The organism is Brevibacillus halotolerans (assembly GCF_026891775.1).
In the GTDB taxonomy this organism is placed as follows: domain Bacteria; phylum Bacillota; class Bacilli; order Brevibacillales; family Brevibacillaceae; genus Brevibacillus_B; species Brevibacillus_B halotolerans.
In genome coordinates, this window is sequence record NZ_JAPTNK010000002.1 from 297,170 (window position 1) to 316,322 (window position 19,153).

16 protein-coding genes are annotated in these 19,153 nt (G+C 42.9%); all 16 read left to right on the forward strand.

Annotated elements, in window-relative coordinates; all coding sequences use genetic code 11:
• Positions 1-12: 12 nt before the first annotated feature.
• Positions 13-804, forward strand: a complete 792-nt coding sequence (locus O0550_RS04335) for a FliA/WhiG family RNA polymerase sigma factor (RefSeq protein ID WP_003336937.1) — start codon at positions 13-15, stop codon at positions 802-804.
• Between the two features lie 43 nt (positions 805-847).
• The gene (locus tag O0550_RS04340; protein WP_003341360.1) at positions 848-2,245 is read left to right on the forward strand and encodes a flagellar assembly protein A; all 1,398 of its coding nucleotides are present in this window, start codon (positions 848-850) and stop codon (positions 2,243-2,245) included.
• Positions 2,246-2,263: 18 nt separating this feature from the next.
• Entirely contained in the window at positions 2,264-2,593 is a 330-nt protein-coding gene (locus tag O0550_RS04345) for a hypothetical protein (RefSeq protein WP_233882519.1), read from the forward strand.
• A gap of 23 nt (positions 2,594-2,616) precedes the next feature.
• Entirely contained in the window at positions 2,617-3,213 is a 597-nt protein-coding gene (locus O0550_RS04350; RefSeq protein ID WP_258425680.1) for a DUF6115 domain-containing protein, read from the forward strand.
• Between the two features lies 1 nt (position 3,214).
• Entirely contained in the window at positions 3,215-3,967 is a 753-nt protein-coding gene (locus O0550_RS04355) for a hypothetical protein (protein WP_003341357.1), read from the forward strand.
• 296 nt (positions 3,968-4,263) lie between these two features.
• Complete coding sequence (rpsB, locus tag O0550_RS04360; RefSeq protein ID WP_003341356.1) at positions 4,264-4,968, forward strand: 30S ribosomal protein S2; 705 nt, start codon at positions 4,264-4,266, stop codon at positions 4,966-4,968.
• Between the two features lie 142 nt (positions 4,969-5,110).
• On the forward strand, positions 5,111-5,995 hold the full coding sequence (gene tsf / locus O0550_RS04365) for a translation elongation factor Ts (protein WP_003336944.1): 885 nt from the start codon (positions 5,111-5,113) through the stop codon (positions 5,993-5,995).
• A 90-nt stretch (positions 5,996-6,085) separates the two neighbouring features.
• On the forward strand, positions 6,086-6,811 hold the full coding sequence (gene pyrH / locus O0550_RS04370) for a UMP kinase (RefSeq protein WP_003336945.1): 726 nt from the start codon (positions 6,086-6,088) through the stop codon (positions 6,809-6,811).
• Entirely contained in the window at positions 6,812-7,369 is a 558-nt protein-coding gene (frr, locus tag O0550_RS04375) for a ribosome recycling factor (RefSeq protein WP_003341354.1), read from the forward strand.
• A 71-nt stretch (positions 7,370-7,440) separates the two neighbouring features.
• Positions 7,441-8,211 (forward strand): undecaprenyl pyrophosphate synthase, encoded by a 771-nt coding sequence (gene uppS, locus O0550_RS04380; RefSeq protein ID WP_022584409.1) that lies wholly within the window; start codon positions 7,441-7,443, stop codon positions 8,209-8,211.
• Between the two features lie 18 nt (positions 8,212-8,229).
• Positions 8,230-9,078 (forward strand): phosphatidate cytidylyltransferase, encoded by an 849-nt coding sequence (locus O0550_RS04385; protein ID WP_003336948.1) that lies wholly within the window; start codon positions 8,230-8,232, stop codon positions 9,076-9,078.
• A 41-nt stretch (positions 9,079-9,119) separates the two neighbouring features.
• Positions 9,120-10,271, forward strand: coding sequence for a 1-deoxy-D-xylulose-5-phosphate reductoisomerase (locus O0550_RS04390; RefSeq protein ID WP_258425681.1), 1,152 nt, complete (start codon positions 9,120-9,122; stop codon positions 10,269-10,271).
• Between the two features lie 145 nt (positions 10,272-10,416).
• Positions 10,417-11,676 carry an RIP metalloprotease RseP gene (gene rseP / locus O0550_RS04395; RefSeq protein WP_181748020.1) on the forward strand — a complete coding sequence of 420 codons (1,260 nt, stop codon included), beginning with the start codon at positions 10,417-10,419 and terminating at the stop codon, positions 11,674-11,676.
• A gap of 41 nt (positions 11,677-11,717) precedes the next feature.
• Positions 11,718-12,782: a flavodoxin-dependent (E)-4-hydroxy-3-methylbut-2-enyl-diphosphate synthase gene (ispG, locus tag O0550_RS04400; RefSeq protein WP_003336952.1), complete on the forward strand. Its 1,065-nt coding sequence runs from the start codon at positions 11,718-11,720 to the stop codon at positions 12,780-12,782.
• Positions 12,783-12,814: 32 nt separating this feature from the next.
• Positions 12,815-14,530: a proline--tRNA ligase gene (locus tag O0550_RS04405; RefSeq protein WP_258425682.1), complete on the forward strand. Its 1,716-nt coding sequence runs from the start codon at positions 12,815-12,817 to the stop codon at positions 14,528-14,530.
• Between the two features lie 163 nt (positions 14,531-14,693).
• Positions 14,694-19,010 carry a PolC-type DNA polymerase III gene (locus tag O0550_RS04410; protein ID WP_258425683.1) on the forward strand — a complete coding sequence of 1,439 codons (4,317 nt, stop codon included), beginning with the start codon at positions 14,694-14,696 and terminating at the stop codon, positions 19,008-19,010.
• The last annotated feature ends 143 nt before the right edge of the window (positions 19,011-19,153 follow it).

The window sequence follows — 19,153 nt, forward strand, 5'->3', positions numbered from 1 at the left end:
GGTGATTAAACCATGGCTCGCGTATATAATCAAGAGAAGGTAACAAAAGAATTTGATAAATGGATGGAATGGAAAGAAAACGGGAGTCGAGAAGCGGAATTAGAACTGGTGGAAAAATTCTTGCCGCTAGTAAATAAAGTGGCAATGCGTCTTTCCATTGGTTTACCTAACAACGTGGATAAGGATGATCTCATCAGCTATGGTCGATTCGGGTTGCTTGATGCTTTAAACAAGTTTGATTATAAACGGGGCTTGCAATTTGAAACGTATGCCATGTGGAGAATTCGTGGAGCTATGATTGATGGATTGCGTGAAAATGATTGGATTCCTCGCACGGTACGGGATAAGGCAAAAAAAATCGAAGAAGCGTATACATATTTAGAGCAAAATCTGTTACGTTCTCCCACTGAGAAAGAAGTAAGTGTTCATTTGGGAATAACGGAAAAAGAAGTTCAACAGGTGATGTATGATACCTCGTTATCCAGTATGTTGTCGATTGACGAAGCAGTAGGTGATGAAGATGAACAGAAAATTGCTCGTCATGCTTATTTAATAGATGATCTTATGCCAAATCCTGAAAACGTCGCCCAAATGCAGAATTTGAAGGAAGTTTTAACTCAAGCCATTGACAAACTACCAGAGAAAGAGCGCCTCGTTGTTTCACTTTTTTACTTTGAAGAGTTAACTCTATCTGAAATCGCTGAGGTCATGAGCTTATCCCCTTCACGTATTTCCCAGTTGCATTCCAAAGCGATTTTTCGTCTACGCAATACGTTGGCAAAATGGAAATCGCAGTTAATGTAGAAAACTGGTGGCGCCCAAAAGCGCAGAAAAAGGGGGGTTTTTCGTGAATCAAATTACCGATTACGCGGAAATTCATATTTCATCTGACAAGCTTCTTGCTGAAATTACATTAAAAGCAACAAGTGATGTCCCGCTTAAAGAGGAAGACTTGATTCGATTTTGTGAAACAAAAGGTGTGAGATATGGAATAATAGAAAATCATGTGCGTGCTATCTGTTCTGCCCCGTCGCAATATGTTAATACGCCTCTCAGTATTGCTAAAGGAGTGGAACCGATACCGGGTAAAAATGGTAGCATTCGTTATCTATTTCAAGATGAGTCAGCAGAGAAAACTTCCCCCAAAGTGCTTGAAGATGGACGAGTGGACTATTATTCCGTTCTCAATATTGCTAATGTGACACGTGGTCAACTGTTAGCAGAAAAGATTATGGCAACACCGGGAGTACCAGGTAGAACGGTTACAGATGATGTGATCCCACCAAAGCCAGGTAAAGAAGCTTTATTAAAGCCTGGTAAAGGGATTGTGTTAAATGAAGAACGAACATTGGCATACGCTGTAATAGACGGTCAAGTATCGGTGGACAATGACAAGATTCATGTGTTCCCTGTTTATGAAGTCAATGGAGACGTTGATTTTAGTGTAGGTAATATTGATTTTGTTGGAACGGTTGTTATTCGTGGCCATGTGCCAACTGGGTTTACGATAAAAGCCACAGGCGATATTCGCATCTATGGAAGTGTAGAGGGTGCCGAACTGATTGCAGAAGGCTCCATTGATATTAAAAACGGTATTGCTGGTCAGGATAAGGGACATGTTCAAGCAGGTAATAACGTGACGACCTCCTATATTCAAAATGGGAATGTAACTGCCGGCAATAACGTTTTCGTTAAACAAAGCATCATGTTTTCACAGGTAAAGGCTGGGAAGCAGGTGGTTTGCAAAGGGACCAAGGGGATTATTATTGGTGGTGTCGTTCAAGCAGGCGAGAAGATTATTGCACAGGTAGTAGGCAATATGAGCTCTACGCCAACCAGTCTTGAAGTGGGTGCTAAGCCCCAATGCCGCGAAGAAGTCAGCCAAATTAAAAAGAAATTAACCGACCTTCATGATCAGAAGCGCAAGGCAGATCAAGGGCTACAGGTATTGACGCAAATGATGCAAGCCTATGGGGATTTGCCTTCTGACAAGAAGTCGTTACAGATTAGATTGACCAATACGCAGCTTGTGTTGGATAAAGAAATAAAAACGTTAGAAGAAGAAAAACGACGACTTGAGGCAGAATTAGACCAAGAGATTCCATCCTATATTGAGGTATCTCAGCTAATTTTCCCAGGAGCAAAGCTGGTTTTTGGTAAGCATGTGCGTTTTATTAAACAAGAGTTTAGCCGTACTCGATTCCTAGTTTTGGATGGAGAGATATCTACTTCCACTCTCATTTAGAAAAGGAGAGAGATGCTGATGAGTTTTAAAGCACTCGAATTACAGCATGCTATTCCAAGGACACAAGAGATAGGTAGATGGCAAGAACAACTGCAACAACGGGCTGCAGCGGAGCAACAGCAGATTAAGGAAGAACAGAAGAGGCTAGCTGAAGCCAAACGGAATAAAACGGAGAATGTGCATAAATCAGAACAACAACAGGTTAAAAATAAACAAGAAGAGTCTGCAAAGAAGCATGAGGGAGAACCTGAACAAAGGCGAGAGGGACAAGCAGAAGGAGAAATGAAAGCGCAAACCCATCCTTCACCTGACCCAATCCGTGGGCATCATATTGATATTTCTTTGTAACTATTCTAACTAGGTGAAGAAAAATGACTCTATTGTTATATATACTACTTGGAGTTGGCCTAATCGCTATTGTGCTTTCAGGCCTCTCCCTTTGGTTATCTAAAAGAAAACATCACGAGATAGGTTCTGAGGCAATTTCTTCGATGAAGCATTCAGAGCTCACCAGCCTGGATCGCGCTAGCATGGAAACAACGCTTAAACGCTTTGTTCAACAGGTGAAAAGGGAAAATGAAGAGTTAGCTGAGAATTTGCATGCGAACATCGAGCAAATCAGAAAAAGCCAGCAGGAATTATTCGCTTCTGCTAAGCAATATGCACAAGACAATCTTTCTCTTCAGCAGGAGATGGAAAAATTACATCTTCAATTTAGTGAGTTGCAACAATCCCACGCTTTATTACAAAAGGGAGTAGAGCAATCCCAGATGTTGAGCCAAGCTAGCGCTGACCAGCAACCAGAGATTTCTCAAGACGTGTTGGCATTAAAAGATCGGTATCAGCGAGTGTTTGAATTAGTACAACAAGGGCTTACTACTCCCGAGATAGCTAAAAAGCTTGGAGCCGGACATGGGGAGATTGAATTAATTTTAACGCTTGCCGAGCCGATTGAAAGAGAGGCCTGACATGAGAACGAGAATCGGGTGGATGGGTTTTGGACTAGGGATTGTATTCTCTGCCGTATTTCTTCTAGTCTTCGGACAGAAGGCGATTAGCATAGATGAACTAAAGCAAATCGCTGCTACTCAAGGGTGGGTAGTTCTTTCTAAAGAGGAATATCAGCGTATGCAAACGCAGGTTCCTTCAAAAGATCAGCCACAAGCAACTCCAAATCCGAGTAAAGAAAAACAAAGCGGGCAGCCAGCTATCTCTGCTCCAACTGGACAAAAGCAACCAGAGAAGAAGCCTGATACTGCCCCAACAGCAAATACTGAGAAAAAGAAGCTAGCTTCCGAGCATGATAAGGAAGCAACGAAGGCTTCACCGTCGGCGACAGAGAAGCAGAAAATGAATGAGTCCAGTAAAGAGAAAAAGAAGACGGAACAATCAACCGAGAAATCGGATAAGAAAACGAAAGAAAACGAAAAAGAAAGCAGTAAAACTACGCAGCCTGTTAAAGGCTCATCAGCTCCAACGCAACAACAAGCGAAGGATGTTTCAAAACAGAATCATAGCTCTAAGGAGAACAGTGAGCAATCTACGTCCACTACAGGCGAAAAAGAGCCTGCGAAAAAGCAGGAGCAGTCAGTTGAGCAAACTACGAATAATAAGCCGGGAGCGGAGCAAAAGGATACATCAGGTATAACGCCGCCAGTTCCTCCAACCCCTCCTGAGCCGCCGAAAACTCCAGTAGCCGATTCGCTATCTGAACATAAATAAGTGACAGGTAATAGAATGCTTCCTAATAGTTATTTTCTTAAAAAATAAGTTTACTGATGATATGTCGTTCATTTTTTGGATAAAATGGATATCGTTAGGTGAAAATAACAGTAAACCGAAGCAACTTTTCTAACACTATTTATTGCATTTGTTATTTTGATATGATATAGTTTTCTTCGGTGTTAAATACACACGCAGGCTAATTTCGGCAACGGTGCTACCATCTGGTAGTTTTGCTTGAAAAATGCGGTCGGCGGAGGTTGACACAAAAAACCAAACTAGAGGAGGTGTGAAATATGGCGGTAATCTCTATGAAACAACTTCTTGAGGCTGGTGTTCACTTCGGTCACCAAACTCGTCGTTGGAACCCAAAAATGGATCGCTATATCTTCACAGAACGTAACGGAATTTACATCATCGACTTGCAAAAGACGGTGAAAAAAGTAGAAGAGGCATACAACTTCATGCGCGAAGTTGCTGCTAACGAAGGTAAAGTACTTTTCGTTGGTACGAAAAAACAAGCGCAAGAGTCTGTTAAAGAAGAAGCTGAACGCACTGGTCACTACTACATCAACCAACGTTGGTTGGGTGGTACATTGACTAACTTCGAAACTATTCAAAAACGTACTGCTCGTCTTGCTGAACTAAAACGTATGCAAGAAGATGGTACTTTCGATGTTCTTCCTAAAAAAGAAGTTATCGTATTGAACAAAGAAATGGATCGCCTAGAGAAATTCTTGGGCGGTATTGCGCACATGAAAGAATTGCCTGACGCATTGTTCGTAATCGACCCTCGCAAAGAGCGCATCGCTGTTGCGGAAGCTCGTAAATTGGGTATCCCAATCGTAGCGATCGTTGATACTAACTGTGATCCAGACGAAATCGATTATGTGATTCCTGGTAACGATGACGCTATCCGTGCTGTTAAACTATTAACTGGCAAGATGGCTGACGCTCTGTCTGAAGGAAACCAAGGCGGAGAGCAAACAACCACGGCGTAATGAATGAGGGTGGACTGAGGGTTTTCAGAACCCCGTCCACCCTTTTCTACGAATACAATTGTATCTCCCGACGAAGAGTTTCACACATTACATACGTAGGCAATAAGATGCTTGCGGATTAGTTGAAGGAGGATGTAATTCAATGGCAATTACGGCACAAACAGTTAAAGAATTGCGCGAAAGAACAGGCGCAGGTATGATGGACTGCAAACGCGCACTAGAAGAAGTAAATGGTGATATCGAAAAAGCGATTGACCTACTTCGTGAAAAAGGTATCGCAAAAGCTGCGAAAAAGTCCGGACGTATCGCTGCTGAAGGTTTGACTGGATTTGCAATTAACGGAAACTTTGGTTCAGTAGTAGAAGTTAACTGTGAAACAGACTTCGTTGCTAAAAACCCTGAGTTCCAACAACTAGTTAAAGATATCGCTGAACATGTAGTAAACGCTCGCCCTGCTACTGTTGAAGAAGCTTTGACTCAAGCGTTCCAAGGTGGAGAAGATTTGGGTACAACCATCAACGCGAAAATCGCAACAATTGGTGAAAACATCAGCTTCCGTCGCTTTGAAATCCTTGAAAAAGCTGACAACGGCGTTTTCGGTGGATACCTGCACATGGGTGGAAAAATCGGTACGTTGGTAGCTTTAAATGATACTGACAATGAAGTTTTGGCAAAAGACATTGCAATGCACGCAGCAGCTTCTAACCCACGTTTCGGCGTGAGAGAAGAAGTTTCTCAAGACGTGATTGACCGTGAGCGTGAAGTGTTGAAAAACCAAGCGTTGTCTGAAGGAAAGCCTGCTAACATCGTAGACAAAATGGTAGAAGGCCGCATGGCAAAATTCTTTGAAGAATATTGCTTAGTAGAGCAACCATTCGTTAAGGATCCAGACAAACGCGTTTCTCAATTGTTGAAAGAAGCAGGAGCTAGCTTCAAAGGCTTTGCTCGCTTCCAAGTTGGGGAAGGTATTGAAAAGAAACAAGAAGATTTTGCTGCTGAAGTAATGGCGCAAGTGAATAAGCAATAAGATGAAAATAGGGAACACCGCTGTGTTCCCTATTTTTAAAGAAACACAGGAAATAACAGCAATACGAAATGAAAATGGAGGTCTTTTCGCATGCCAGACGCTGCATATAAACGAGTCATACTAAAGCTGAGTGGAGAGGCACTAGCTGGGGAACTAGGGTATGGAATCGACCCAAAAGTTATCGCTTCGATTGCAAATCAAATAAAGGAAATCGTAGAGCTAGGTGTAGAAGTAGCCGTAGTAGTAGGTGGAGGAAACATCTGGAGAGGTCTTTCCGGAAGCTCCAAAGGAATGGATCGCGCAACGGCTGACTACATGGGCATGCTTGCAACTGTTATGAACGCGCTTGCGATGCAAGATGGGTTAGAACAGGTCGGCGTACCTACCCGTGTTCAAACTTCTATTGAGATGCGTCAAGTAGCTGAGCCATACATTCGCAGAAAGGCGATTCGTCATTTAGAGAAGGGGCGAGTTGTCATCTTTGCGGCTGGTACAGGTAACCCGTACTTCTCCACCGATACAACAGCAGCATTGCGTGCTGCCGAGATCGAAGCAGAGGTTATCCTGATGGCAAAAAATAAGGTGGACGGTGTGTACACAGCCGATCCAAGTATTGACGAAAGCGCTACAAAATACGATAACCTAACTTTCCTTGAAGTTTTAAACAAAGGCTTAGGCGTCATGGATTCTACCGCTTCCAGTCTTTGCATGGATAATCATATACCACTTATTGTTTTTGCCATAACGGAAGAGGGCAACATTCGTCGGGCCGTCATGGGAGAAAAAATTGGGACTATAGTAAAGGGGGATGCTTAAATGCCACAAAACATTTTAAAGGATATGGAAGATCGCATGAGCAAGGCGATTCAAACATTAAAAAAGGACCTAGCGACATTGCGTGCTGGTCGTGCGACTCCGGCTATGTTGGATAAAATCATGGTAGACTACTATGGAACACCAACACCAATCAATCAATTGGCTAACGTAGTTGCTCCAGAACCACGTATGCTACAAGTTCAGCCTTGGGATAAGAATGCTCTAAAAGATATCGATAAAGCAATCATGCAGTCTGATATCGGACTTACACCAACTAATGATGGTTCCGTAATCCGCATTGCCGTTCCACCACTTACAGAAGAGCGCCGCCGCGACTTAGTAAAAGTTGCGAACAAGAGTGGAGAAGATGCAAAAGTAGCAATTCGCAACGTACGTCGCGATGCGAATGATGGTATTAAAAAGTTGGAAAAAGCGGCTTCAATCTCTGAGGATGAATCCCGCGGTCATCAAGAAACGGTTCAAAAAACGACCGATAAGTTTATTGCGGAAGTTGACAAAATCGTAAAAGATAAAGAGAAGGACATTCTCGAGGTATAATGTGAGAAAATGTTCCCCCTCTGTGATGAGGGGGAGCTATGTCTATATCTCTCTTTTTGGGGGAAACCTGTATGTTAGAACGGTTAGGAAAAATGTTTAGCGGTAGGCAGGAAGAACATAAAAGCAATGCGTTTGATCAGGCAGGAGTCATTCCGCACCATGTAGCAGTCATTATGGACGGTAATGGACGATGGGCTAAAAGGCGTAATTTACCGCGTGTTGCTGGGCACCATCAGGGTATGAAAACCGTAAAAGATGTGGTAAAAGCAGCAGATGAAATCGGTGTAGGTGTATTAACGATGTACGCCTTTTCTACAGAGAATTGGAAGCGTCCTAAAGACGAAGTTGAGTTTCTAATGAAGCTCCCGCAGGAGTTCTTGTCGACTGAATTGGTAGAATTAGTTGAACGAAATGTACGGATACGTATGATAGGTTCTAGAGAAGGCTTACCTTCTCATACTCTAAACGCTTTAATTGAAGCAGAGGAAAAGACAAAAAATAATACAGGCTTACAACTTAATTTTGCCCTTAATTATGGAGGGCGTGATGAAATTTTAAAAGCGACAAAAGAGATTGCTCAATTGATCGCCCAAGGCAAGCTAACACCTGAACAAATTGATGAGGAAACAATTGCCTCTCATTTATATACACAAGGAATTCCCGAACCTGATTTGTTAATTCGCACGAGCGGAGAAATTCGTATTAGCAATTTCATGCTATGGCAACTAGCTTATACGGAATTTTGGTTCACGGATGTGTATTGGCCCGATTTTTCCAGAGAGCATTTCATACAGGCGATTGCTGAATACCAAGGTCGAGCTCGTCGCTATGGCGCAGTTTGATCTGGAGAGGTGGAACAAGTGAAGGAACGGATAATTACCGGAATACTTGGGGGTGTTGGTTTTCTCACCCTGGTATATCTGGGGGGGATTTGGTACTCGTCCCTTGTATTACTTATGGCCTTCATCGGCCTTTTTGAATTTTTACGCATGGCCAACATAAAGCCATTTAGTTTTCCAGGTATACTAGGCTATGTGATTTTGATAAGTGCATGGCAACCAGACCTCGCAGCTTTATTATTTCCAGTGCTAGGATTCTTGAAGGTGAATGGTATTGGTACAATCACAGTGGAATGGGGTCAAATTCTGCTGTTACCTTTATTCTTGCTGCTATTTTATACTGTACTTAGTAAAAATCGCTTTCATATTGAACATGCCGCTCTGGTATTACTCGGAGCGTTATACATAGGATATGGTTTTCACTACGTTGCCGTCGCTCGCGGGGGGATCGGCTTAACTGGATTTTGGCTCACGATTATCATCTTGTTATCTGTATGGTCAACAGATTCTGGAGCCTATTTTGCAGGAAAAGCATTCGGTAAACGTAAATTATGGCCAGATATTAGTCCAAATAAAACAGTAGAGGGAGCGCTTGGAGGTTTCCTTGCCTCCCTTGTGATTGTCGGGGCAATTGATGCTTTCTTGATCTTTTTGCAAGTACCTGGAGCTCTTCCTTGGGGACAAGCTTTAGCAATTGCAGCCATTACAGGTATTGTCGGTCCGCTAGGAGATTTAGTAGAATCAGCTTACAAGCGCCATTTCGCAGTAAAGGATTCAGGTCATATTCTACCAGGCCATGGAGGTATTCTCGATCGATTTGATAGTATGCTTATTGTGTTTCCGATACTGTACTTATTTGGCTTGTTTTAAGTAGTAGCTCGTAGACAAATAGGGGTTTTGAGGTGAGATGAGTGAAAAATATATCGCTGTTAGGTTCTACCGGTTCGATCGGGACAAGTACCATGGAAGTAGTGAAACAGCACCCCGATCAATTTAACATCGTTGCAATGGCAGCCGGTACTAACATTGACTTATTAGAAGAACAAGCTTTATATGCGAAACCGCAACTTATTTCCGTAGGGACAGAAGAGCTTGCACGAGAGTTATCGAAACGCCTTGCGGGAGTTTTATCCACAGAGATCGTGTATGGATTAGAGGGCTTGATTGAGGTAGCAACACATCCACAAGCATCATTTGTTATGTCAGCAGTAGTAGGCAGTGTAGGAGTAAAACCAACCCTGGCTGCGATTGAACGTGGCAAAACAATTGGGCTTGCGAATAAGGAAACCCTGGTAAGTGCAGGACACCTGGTCATGGAGGCTGCCCAAAGGCATCAGGCGACAATTGTTCCTGTTGACAGCGAGCATTCTGCCATTTTTCAGGCTCTAAACGGGGAAAATCGACAGGATGTTTCCAAACTCGTTATTACTGCTTCAGGAGGATCACTTCGCCATTTGTCTCGAGATGAGTTAGCTCATGTAACGCGAGAAGATGCTTTGCGGCATCCAAATTGGAGCATGGGAGCCAAAATAACGATTGACTCAGCTACAATGATGAATAAAGGATTTGAAGTATTAGAGGCTCATTGGCTATTTGGAATGCCATATGAGCAGATAGAGACAATTCTTCACTATGAAAGTATTATTCATTCTATGGTAGAATACAAAGATAAAGCCGTGATAGCACAATTGGGAACACCGGATATGAAGGTTCCCATTCAGTACGCTCTTACCTATCCAAGCCGCTGGCCGTTGCCGACTGAGACCCTTGATCTCGTGAAATGCGGAACGCTTCATTTTAAAGAGATGGATTTCACCCGCTATCCACTCTTAAAACTAGCGTACGATTGCGGTAAGGTTGGCGGTACACTGCCCGCTGTACTAAATGCAGCCAATGAAGTTGCCGTTTCGCGGTTTTTGCAGGATGAACTCACAATCGTAGGAATTGAAGAGGTTGTTCATCAGGTATGTGCCTTGCACAACACGAGTTCGCACCCTGCCTTAGAAGAGATTGACGAAGTTGACGCATGGGCACGACAAGCTGCACGCAACTGGGGCAAATAAGAGGGAAAGAAACAAGCGAAAAGCTTTGCCAGAGACAGGGTACTGATTAGACGCTTTACCTACATATAGTAGAGTAGTGGTCCTGTTTCGATAGAACGGGTGAGTGCTTCTCAATCACGAAATAGAAGGAAAGGTGGCTATATCTATGCAAATGCCTCCCGTACAGATTGGTTTTGGATCGGTAATCGCCTTTGTAGTTATTTTTGGATTGTTGGTCTTTTTCCATGAAATGGGCCATTTTTTGTTAGCAAAACGGGCAGGTATTTTATGCCGTGAGTTCGCTCTTGGAATGGGACCAAAAATGTTTAGCTTTAAGAGGGGCGAAACAGAATACACGTTGCGTTGGTTACCGATCGGTGGTATGGTGCGAATGGCTGGTGAAGACCCTGAGATGGAAGTATTACAGCCTCATATGGAGGTCGGGGTTTTATTTAATCAAGCTAAGCAGATTTCTCACATTTATGTTACTCCTAAAGATATCCCCAATCATGCAACGATTGGTAATGTGGTTCGTTATGATCTGGAGCATGATTTGATCATGACCTTGGATATACAGGGAGAAATGAAGACATTTGCTGTTGATCCCAAGACAATGCTAGTGATTGAGGGTAAGGAAGTACAGATCGCTCCTTTTAATCGTCAATTTAAAGGGAAAACCATATGGCAACGTTTCCTAGCTATTTTTGCTGGTCCTGCTGCTAACTTTATTTTAGCTTTTGTTATCTTTGTGATGGGGGCTTTATTCTTCGGAGCTCCGTCAAAAGATGCTGTTTTAGGCCAAGTTATTCCGGATGGACCTGCTTATCAGGCGGGGCTGAAACAGGGAGATCGCATTATTAGCATCGATGGGACACCAATAAATGATTGGAACCAGTTTGTAGGAGCGGTTAATGCATCTCCTAATAAAAATATCGAAATGAAGATCAACAGGGATGGGCAAGACATGGTCGTACCCGTACAGGTAAATGAACAAGGTAAAATAATGGTTGGTGCCGGTGTCAAAAGAGAGATTGGATTAGCGCTGACGCATGGTGTTGACCAAACAATCTTCTGGACGAAAACCATCTTCACCAATCTTGCACAGCTCTTTACAGGACATGTAAGTGTAAAGGATTTAAGTGGACCAGCAGGGATCTTTACAATGACCAGTCAATTTGCGCAAAATGGTCTTGCGGCACTCTTTACATGGACAGCTCTTTTGAGTATTAACCTTGGTATTTTTAATTTGCTGCCAATTCCTGCCCTAGATGGTGGACGCTTGGTGTTCATTGCCATTGAGGCATTGCGCGGTAAACCAATTGATCCTAACAAAGAAGGCATGGTTCACTTTGTTGGTTTTGCTTTATTGATGATGTTAATTCTAGTTGTGACTTGGAATGATATACAACGTCTCTTTTTACAGTAATTCAACATGTAGAGAGAAACAGATAAAGGAGTGTGCTTACTTTGTATAAGCGCGAGGAGACCAAACCGGTATTTGTAGGCGGAGTCCAAATTGGAGGACAAAAAAGTGTGGTTATCCAATCTATGACCACCGCTGATACGCGTGATGTAGAAGCTACGCTCAAACAGATAGAGCAATTGCATGAAGCTGGATGCCAAATCGTTCGTTTAGCGGTTGTTAATGAAGATGCTGCAAAAGCAATCAAGCAAATTAAGGAACGCTCCCCATTGCCGTTAGTAGCTGATATCCATTTTGATTATCGATTAGCGCTTACAGCATTGGAGAGCGGGATTGATAAAATTCGAATTAATCCAGGGAATATTGGAAATCGGAAACGAACCCAGGCAGTAGTGGATGCTTGTCGTGAACGAAATGTTCCTATTCGTATTGGTGTAAATTCAGGTTCAGTAGAAAGACGTCTAATAGACAAATACGGATACCCTAGTCCGGAAGCGATCGTGGAATCAGCTATGAACCATGTAGAGATTTTAGAAGACCTGAACTATGATAATATTACGATCTCACTAAAATCTTCAGATGTTCCAACCATGATTCAGACGTATTCGTTAATGGCCGAACGTCGTCCTTATCCGTTACATGTAGGGGTAACAGAAGCAGGTACACAATTCTCTGGTAGCATTAAATCTGCCGTAGGAATTGGTACGGTTTTATCCATGGGGATCGGTGACACAATTCGCGTATCCCTCACTGCCGATCCTGTTGAAGAAATTAAGGTAGCGAAACAGATTTTGCGCAGTCTAGATATCGTGAACAACGATCCGGTTGTTATTGCTTGTCCATCTTGTGGTCGTTGTGCCATTGATCTGATCGGATTGGCCACGAAGGTGGAGGACGCAGTTAGCACGTTGAAGAAACCATTAAAGGTAGCTGTTATGGGATGTGCAGTTAACGGACCAGGTGAAGCACGCGAAGCTGATGTGGGTGTAGCTGGCGGTAATGGAGAGGGACTAATCTTCCGCAACGGTGAAATCGTCCGTAAAGTAAAAGAAGATGAACTTTTTGAAGAGTTAATGAAAGAAATCAACACAATCATGGAAGAGAAATAGAACGTGTTGATTTGATCAAAGGAGGAACTTGTGTGTTAAGGCAAAGCCAATTACTAATCCCTACTTTACGCGAGGTACCAGCAGACGCAGAGATTGCCAGTCATAAACTGTTGTTGCGTGCTGGTCTTGCAAGACAGTTAGCTTCCGGTATCTATACATTTATGCCGATAGCTCTACGTGTCCTCCAAAAAATTCAAAACATCGTGCGTGAAGAAATGAATAACGCAGGTGCTCAAGAGATTTTAATGCCAACGATTCAACCGGCAGAAATTTGGGAGAAAAGCGGCCGCTGGGATCATTATGGTCCTGAATTGATGCGTTTACGTGATCGTCATGATCGTCGTTTTGCTTTAGGGCCAACTCATGAGGAGGTTGTAGCTACTTTAGTAGCTAGTGAAATCAACTCCTATAAAAAACTGCCAATTAACTTGTATCAAATTCAAACAAAATTCCGCGATGAGGTACGCCCGCGCTTTGGACTCATTCGTTGTCGGGAATTTATGATGAAGGATGCTTATTCTTTTGATACAACTCAAGAGGGCTTGGATAAGAGCTTTAATGATATGTTCCATGCTTATCACCGTATTTTCACTCGTGTTGGACTTAATTATCGTGCGGTAGAAGCAGATGCGGGTTCTATTGGTGGAACGGGAACGTATGAATTTATGGCGTTGTGTGAAATCGGTGAGGATACGATTGCTTATTCTACAGAGGGCGATTATGCAGCTAATCTGGAGAAAGCGGAAGTATTGTATAACGGACCAACTTCCCCAGAAGCAGACGTAGCTCCATTAGAAAAAATTCACACTCCAAACATCAAAACCATTGAGCAACTAAAAGAGGGTCTGGGTGTTGAAGGCAAAGACATCGTGAAAAGCTTAGCATTCATGGTGGATGATCAGTTTGTACTTGTTTTGATTCGTGGTGATCATGAATTGAACGAAGTGAAGCTGAAAAATATGTTTGACGCAATTGATGTACGCATGGCGACTGAAGCAGAAATCACGGATAAGCTAGGTGCTCCAGTTGGTTTTGTTGGTCCTGTGGGTGCTGGTGAGAGAAAAATTGAGGTAGTAGCGGACAATTACGTTCAAGAGGTGGCTAGTGCCATCATCGGGGCAAATGAAGTAGATTACCACTTGAAGAACGCACAGTATGGAAGGGATTATCAAGTATCTCGTTTTGCTGATCTGCGAAATATTCAGGAGGGTGACGTTTGCCCACGTACGCAAGCTCCAATCGCTTTTGCCCGCGGTGTAGAGGTAGGTCACGTATTTAAATTGGGTACAAAATACTCAGAGCCAATCGGTGCTAAATTCTTAGACGAGAATGGCCGTGAACAAACAATGATCATGGGATGCTACGGTATCGGCGTATCTCGCACGCTGGCTGCGGTAATTGAACAAAACAACGACGAAAATGGTATCATCTGGCCAACGTCAGTTGCTCCTTATCATGCACATGTAATTCCAATCAATGTCAAATCTGATCAACAGCGTGAAATGAGTGAAGAGATTACAGCCGCATTAGAAGCTGCGGGAGTAGAAGTATTGTACGATGACCGTACAGAACGTGCTGGTGTGAAATTTAAGGATGCCGACTTACTTGGTTTACCGCTTCGAATCACGGTTTCTGATAAATTGGAACCAGGTACAGTTGAAGTTCGCATTAGACGTACAGGTGAGGCTACTGTGGTAGCTGTGAGCGAGCTTGTCCCTTATGTAAAAGAACAGCTAGCAAACCTATAGAGTTAGGTATCAAAAGCAATGCAGGATTTGCTTTGAATTTTGTAGAAAAGAAAAAGGTACCCCAGAAGCGCAAGGGGTACCTTTTCTATGTAGATATTACCGTTGGTTCTGCTTAGCATTTTGTCGTAAGGTAGAGAAGGAGAAAAGCGAGAGGTGAGAAAAAATGGATCTATTAAAAGAACAAAAACATAGATTTTCTCTGCTCCTCAAGCAATTAGAGGTTCCCCAAGAGATGGTTGAGCGTTATTTTACCGAGGGGTATATTGAGAAGCTGGAAGTATATAAACAAACCAAAGAATGGATATTTCATTTTACATTTGAAAAAATGATGCCAGTTGATATATATCGTGCGTTTACGAAACGATTACAGCAAACCTTTGCGCATTTAGCTAAGGTTGACGCGATTTTTCGTTATTCCTTGCAGCCGCCCGTACATATTGTGGTGGAAGAATACTGGGATTACTTGCTCAGCGATCCAGATGCACATTTGCAAACATTGGTAGGTACCCTGAAAACAGGACGAGTGGAGACAGCGGGGGACCAAGTAAAGCTATTGTTACCTACTGAGATGGCAGTAGATATTATGAAATCGAAAAAAGCAGATGAACAACTGACCCAAGCATTTTGGAAGATTGCACAGGTACGCCCGCGCTTTCTGTTCCAAGCCGAAGAAAATGACGAGGCTATGCAGGCCTTTATTGAGCAACGTAAAGAAGAAGAACGAGCGTTGGTTAAAAATGTCATGACGCAGCAGGCTCAAGCAGAGAAAGAGCGCCAGAATGGACAAGAAGCTGAAGCGATTACCACCGTTACCATTGGATATGACATCAAGGAGGAGCCTGTACCTATCAGTGAGATTCAAGAGGAAGAAAGACGAATTACGATACAAGGTACAGTCTTTAATGTAGAAATTAGAGAATTAAAAAGTGGGCGTCACATCCTAACATTCCATCTGACAGATTACACGGATTCGTTAACGGTCAAAATCTTTTCCCGTGACAAGGAAGATGTTAAAGTACTTGAAGCGATTAAGGACGGTATGTGGATTAAAGCGCGCGGTAGCGTTCAGCATGATACCTTTATGCGCGAGCTGGTAATGATGGCAAATGACATCAACCAGATTGAACAGCAAGGACGTAAGGACCAAGCAGAGGAAAAACGGGTTGAACTACACGCTCACACTCCTATGAGCATGTTAGACGGAGTTGTTTCTGTTAAATCTTACATTTCACAAGCTGCTAAATGGGGACACAAAGCTGTTACGATAACGGATCATGGTGTCGTACAGTCATTCCCTGAGGCTTATAGTGTAGCGAAAAAGAACGGTGTCAAATGTATTCTAGGTTTAGAAGCCTATGTAGTGGAAGATGGTATTAATATTGTCTATAACCTAGATCGTGGAGCAACGAATTACGCCATTGATGACAAGACCCCTTATGTCGTATTTGATACAGAGACAACAGGTTTAAATGCGAATGAACATACCATTATTGAAATCGCGGCTGTAAAAATGATAGGCTCAGAAATCATTGAAGAATGGACAGAATTAATTGATCCTGGTATTTTGGTTGGTCCTAAAACCACGGAGATTACGGGGATTACAAACGAAATGCTACGGGGAAAACAGAAGCTGGACGTTGTCTTGCGCCGTTTTAAAGAATTTGCTGGGGATTCGATTCTTGTGGCCCACAACGCCGAATTTGACCAAGCATTTATTAATGCGTGTGCCATTCGAGTAGGAATGGAACCGTGGACAAATTCTTTTTTAGACACTTTGCCGCTCGCACGCATGCTGTATCCAGGCATGCGCAATTATCGATTAGGAACGCTTGCAAAACGCTTTAATGTTGAACTAATCAATGCTCACCGGGCGTTGGACGACACCGTTGCACTAGCAAAGGTTTTCCAGCTCATGTTAAAAGACGTGAAGGAAGCAGAGATCAAAACACTTTCTGAGCTAAATGAGCGCAGCAACGCTCAAGCGGATTATAAGAGTACCCGTCCTTTTCATGCTACGATATTGGTGAAAAACAAAGAGGGCTTAAAAAATCTGTATAAGCTGGTGTCTATCTCGCATACGGAAACATTCTTCCGCGTACCACGTATTATGCGTAGCCAGATTACAAAATATCGAGAAGGCTTGTTAATTGGAACGGCTTGTAAAGAAGGGGAGCTATTCCAAGGCATTCTGCGTGGTAAACCTGAACAAGAATTAGAAGAAATTGCTACATTCTATGATTATATTGAGTTGCAGCCCTTGGAGCATTATAAACCTCTATTGCGCAACGAGACGATCCCTAACACGGACGTTGTAAAGACATATCATGAAACACTGATACGCATTGCTGAGCACTTGGAACGGCCTGTTGTGGCCACAGGAGATGTTCATTTTCTACACCCTCAAGATCATACGTTTCGTGAAGTATTCTTGCTATCAAAAGGAGACCAGGATGCTAACGACCAACCTCCACTATATTTCATGACTACGGAGGAAATGCTAGAGGCATTCTCTTATTTGGGTGAACAGAAGGCTAAAGAAATTGTAGTAGACAATACAAATGCCATTGCTGACATGATTGAAGATGTTAGCCCGATCCCAGATCGTTTGTATACCCCTGTAATCGAAGGGGCAGATGAAGAGCTGCGTGATATGTGCTATAACAAAGCGAAGCGCATCTACGGCGATCCGTTGCCAGAAATTGTTGAACAACGTCTAGAAAAAGAACTGACCAGTATTATTAAACACGGATTCGGTGTTATTTATCTGATCTCACAGAGATTGGTGACAAAATCACTCAGCGACGGCTATTTAGTAGGGTCACGGGGATCAGTAGGCTCTTCTTTTGTAGCGACTATGTCCGATATCACTGAGGTTAATCCACTGCCGCCTCACTATGTTTGCCCAAACTGTCAGCATAGCGAGTTTATTATGGACGGCTCCATTGGTTCTGGATTCGACTTAAAGGACAAGGATTGCGAGAAATGCGGCACTAGATATATGAAAGATGGCCAAGATATTCCTTTCGAAACCTTCCTTGGATTTAAAGGAGATAAGGTTCCCGATATTGACTTAAATTTCTCAGGTGACTATCAGCCAAGGGCGCATAAATATACACAAGACCTATTTGGTATCGATAATGTTTTTCGTGCAGGAACGATAGGTACAGTTGCCGAAAAGACAGCGTACGGCTATGTTCGTAAATGGGCGGAAGAGCGCAAGCTAATGCTTCGCGGAGCAGAGATTGCTCGCTTGGTTAATGGTTGTACGGGCGCTAAACGTACGACTGGACAGCATCCAGGGGGAATTATTGTTTTGCCTGATTATATGGATATGGAGGATTTTTGTCCGATCCAATTCCCTGCTGATGATGTTAAATCTGAATGGCGAACAACGCATTTCGACTTCCATTCCATCCATGACAATCTATTGAAGCTCGATATTCTGGGTCACGACGATCCGACCGTTATCCGGATGCTTCAGGATTTGACGGGATTAGACCCGAAACAAATCCCATTAGACGATCCAAAAACGATGTCTATCTTTAGTTCAACAGAAGCGCTAGGTGTAACGGCTGATCAAATTCGTACGAATATGGGGACGTTGGGAATACCGGAGTTCGGTACGAAATTCGTTCGGCAGATGCTCGAAGATACAAAACCAACCACCTTTGCTGAATTGGTACAGATTTCTGGCCTCTCGCACGGAACCGATGTGTGGCTAAACAATGCACAGGAGTTGATACGTAATCAGACGTGTAAGCTGTCTGAGGTTATCGGTTGTCGTGACGATATCATGGTATATCTGATCTATAAAGGATTGGAACCTTCACAAGCCTTTAAAATAATGGAATCAGTGCGTAAAGGAAAAGGTGTCAGCGAGGAAGACCAAGAGGAAATGCGCAAGCATGATGTACCCGAATGGTATATAGGCTCTTGTCAACGGATTAAGTATATGTTCCCGAAAGCGCATGCGACTGCTTATGTAATGATGGCGGTTCGGATTGCTTATTGTAAGGTACATCATCCGCTAGAGTTTTACGCTACGTATTTTACAGTTCGTGCTGATGACTTCGATATCCCGTTAATGGTACAAGGATCGGCAGCTATTCGCCAACGGATTGAAGAGATTGAGGAAAAAGGTCACGATGCCCAACCAAAAGAAAAATCTCTTTTGACTGTATTAGAGATGGCCTTGGAAATGGTAGAGCGAGGCTTTAGCTTTACCAATGTCGATCTATATCGTTCAGACGCTGAGAAGTTCCTGATTGATGGAAACAAGCTTATTGCACCGTTTAATGCGATTCCAGGGCTTGGAACTAACGCAGCAATCAGCATTGTAGAAGCACGTGAACAGGGTGAATTTTTATCAAAAGAGGACCTACTTAGCCGTTCCAAAATTTCCAAAACAATTTTGGAATATCTAGACGAGCAGGGAGCCCTCCAAGGTATGCCCGATTCAAATCAATTGTCCTTGTTCTAACGATTAAAGCATAGTGCAGTTTACTGATCATACGTTGAGAATGGCAACGTTAACGATCTATCCATCTATCACTATGATTAATTTTTGGTAGGGTAGAAGGAGATTGTTAGGTTGCCGTTTTCTAAGTGATTTTTCATAGTGGA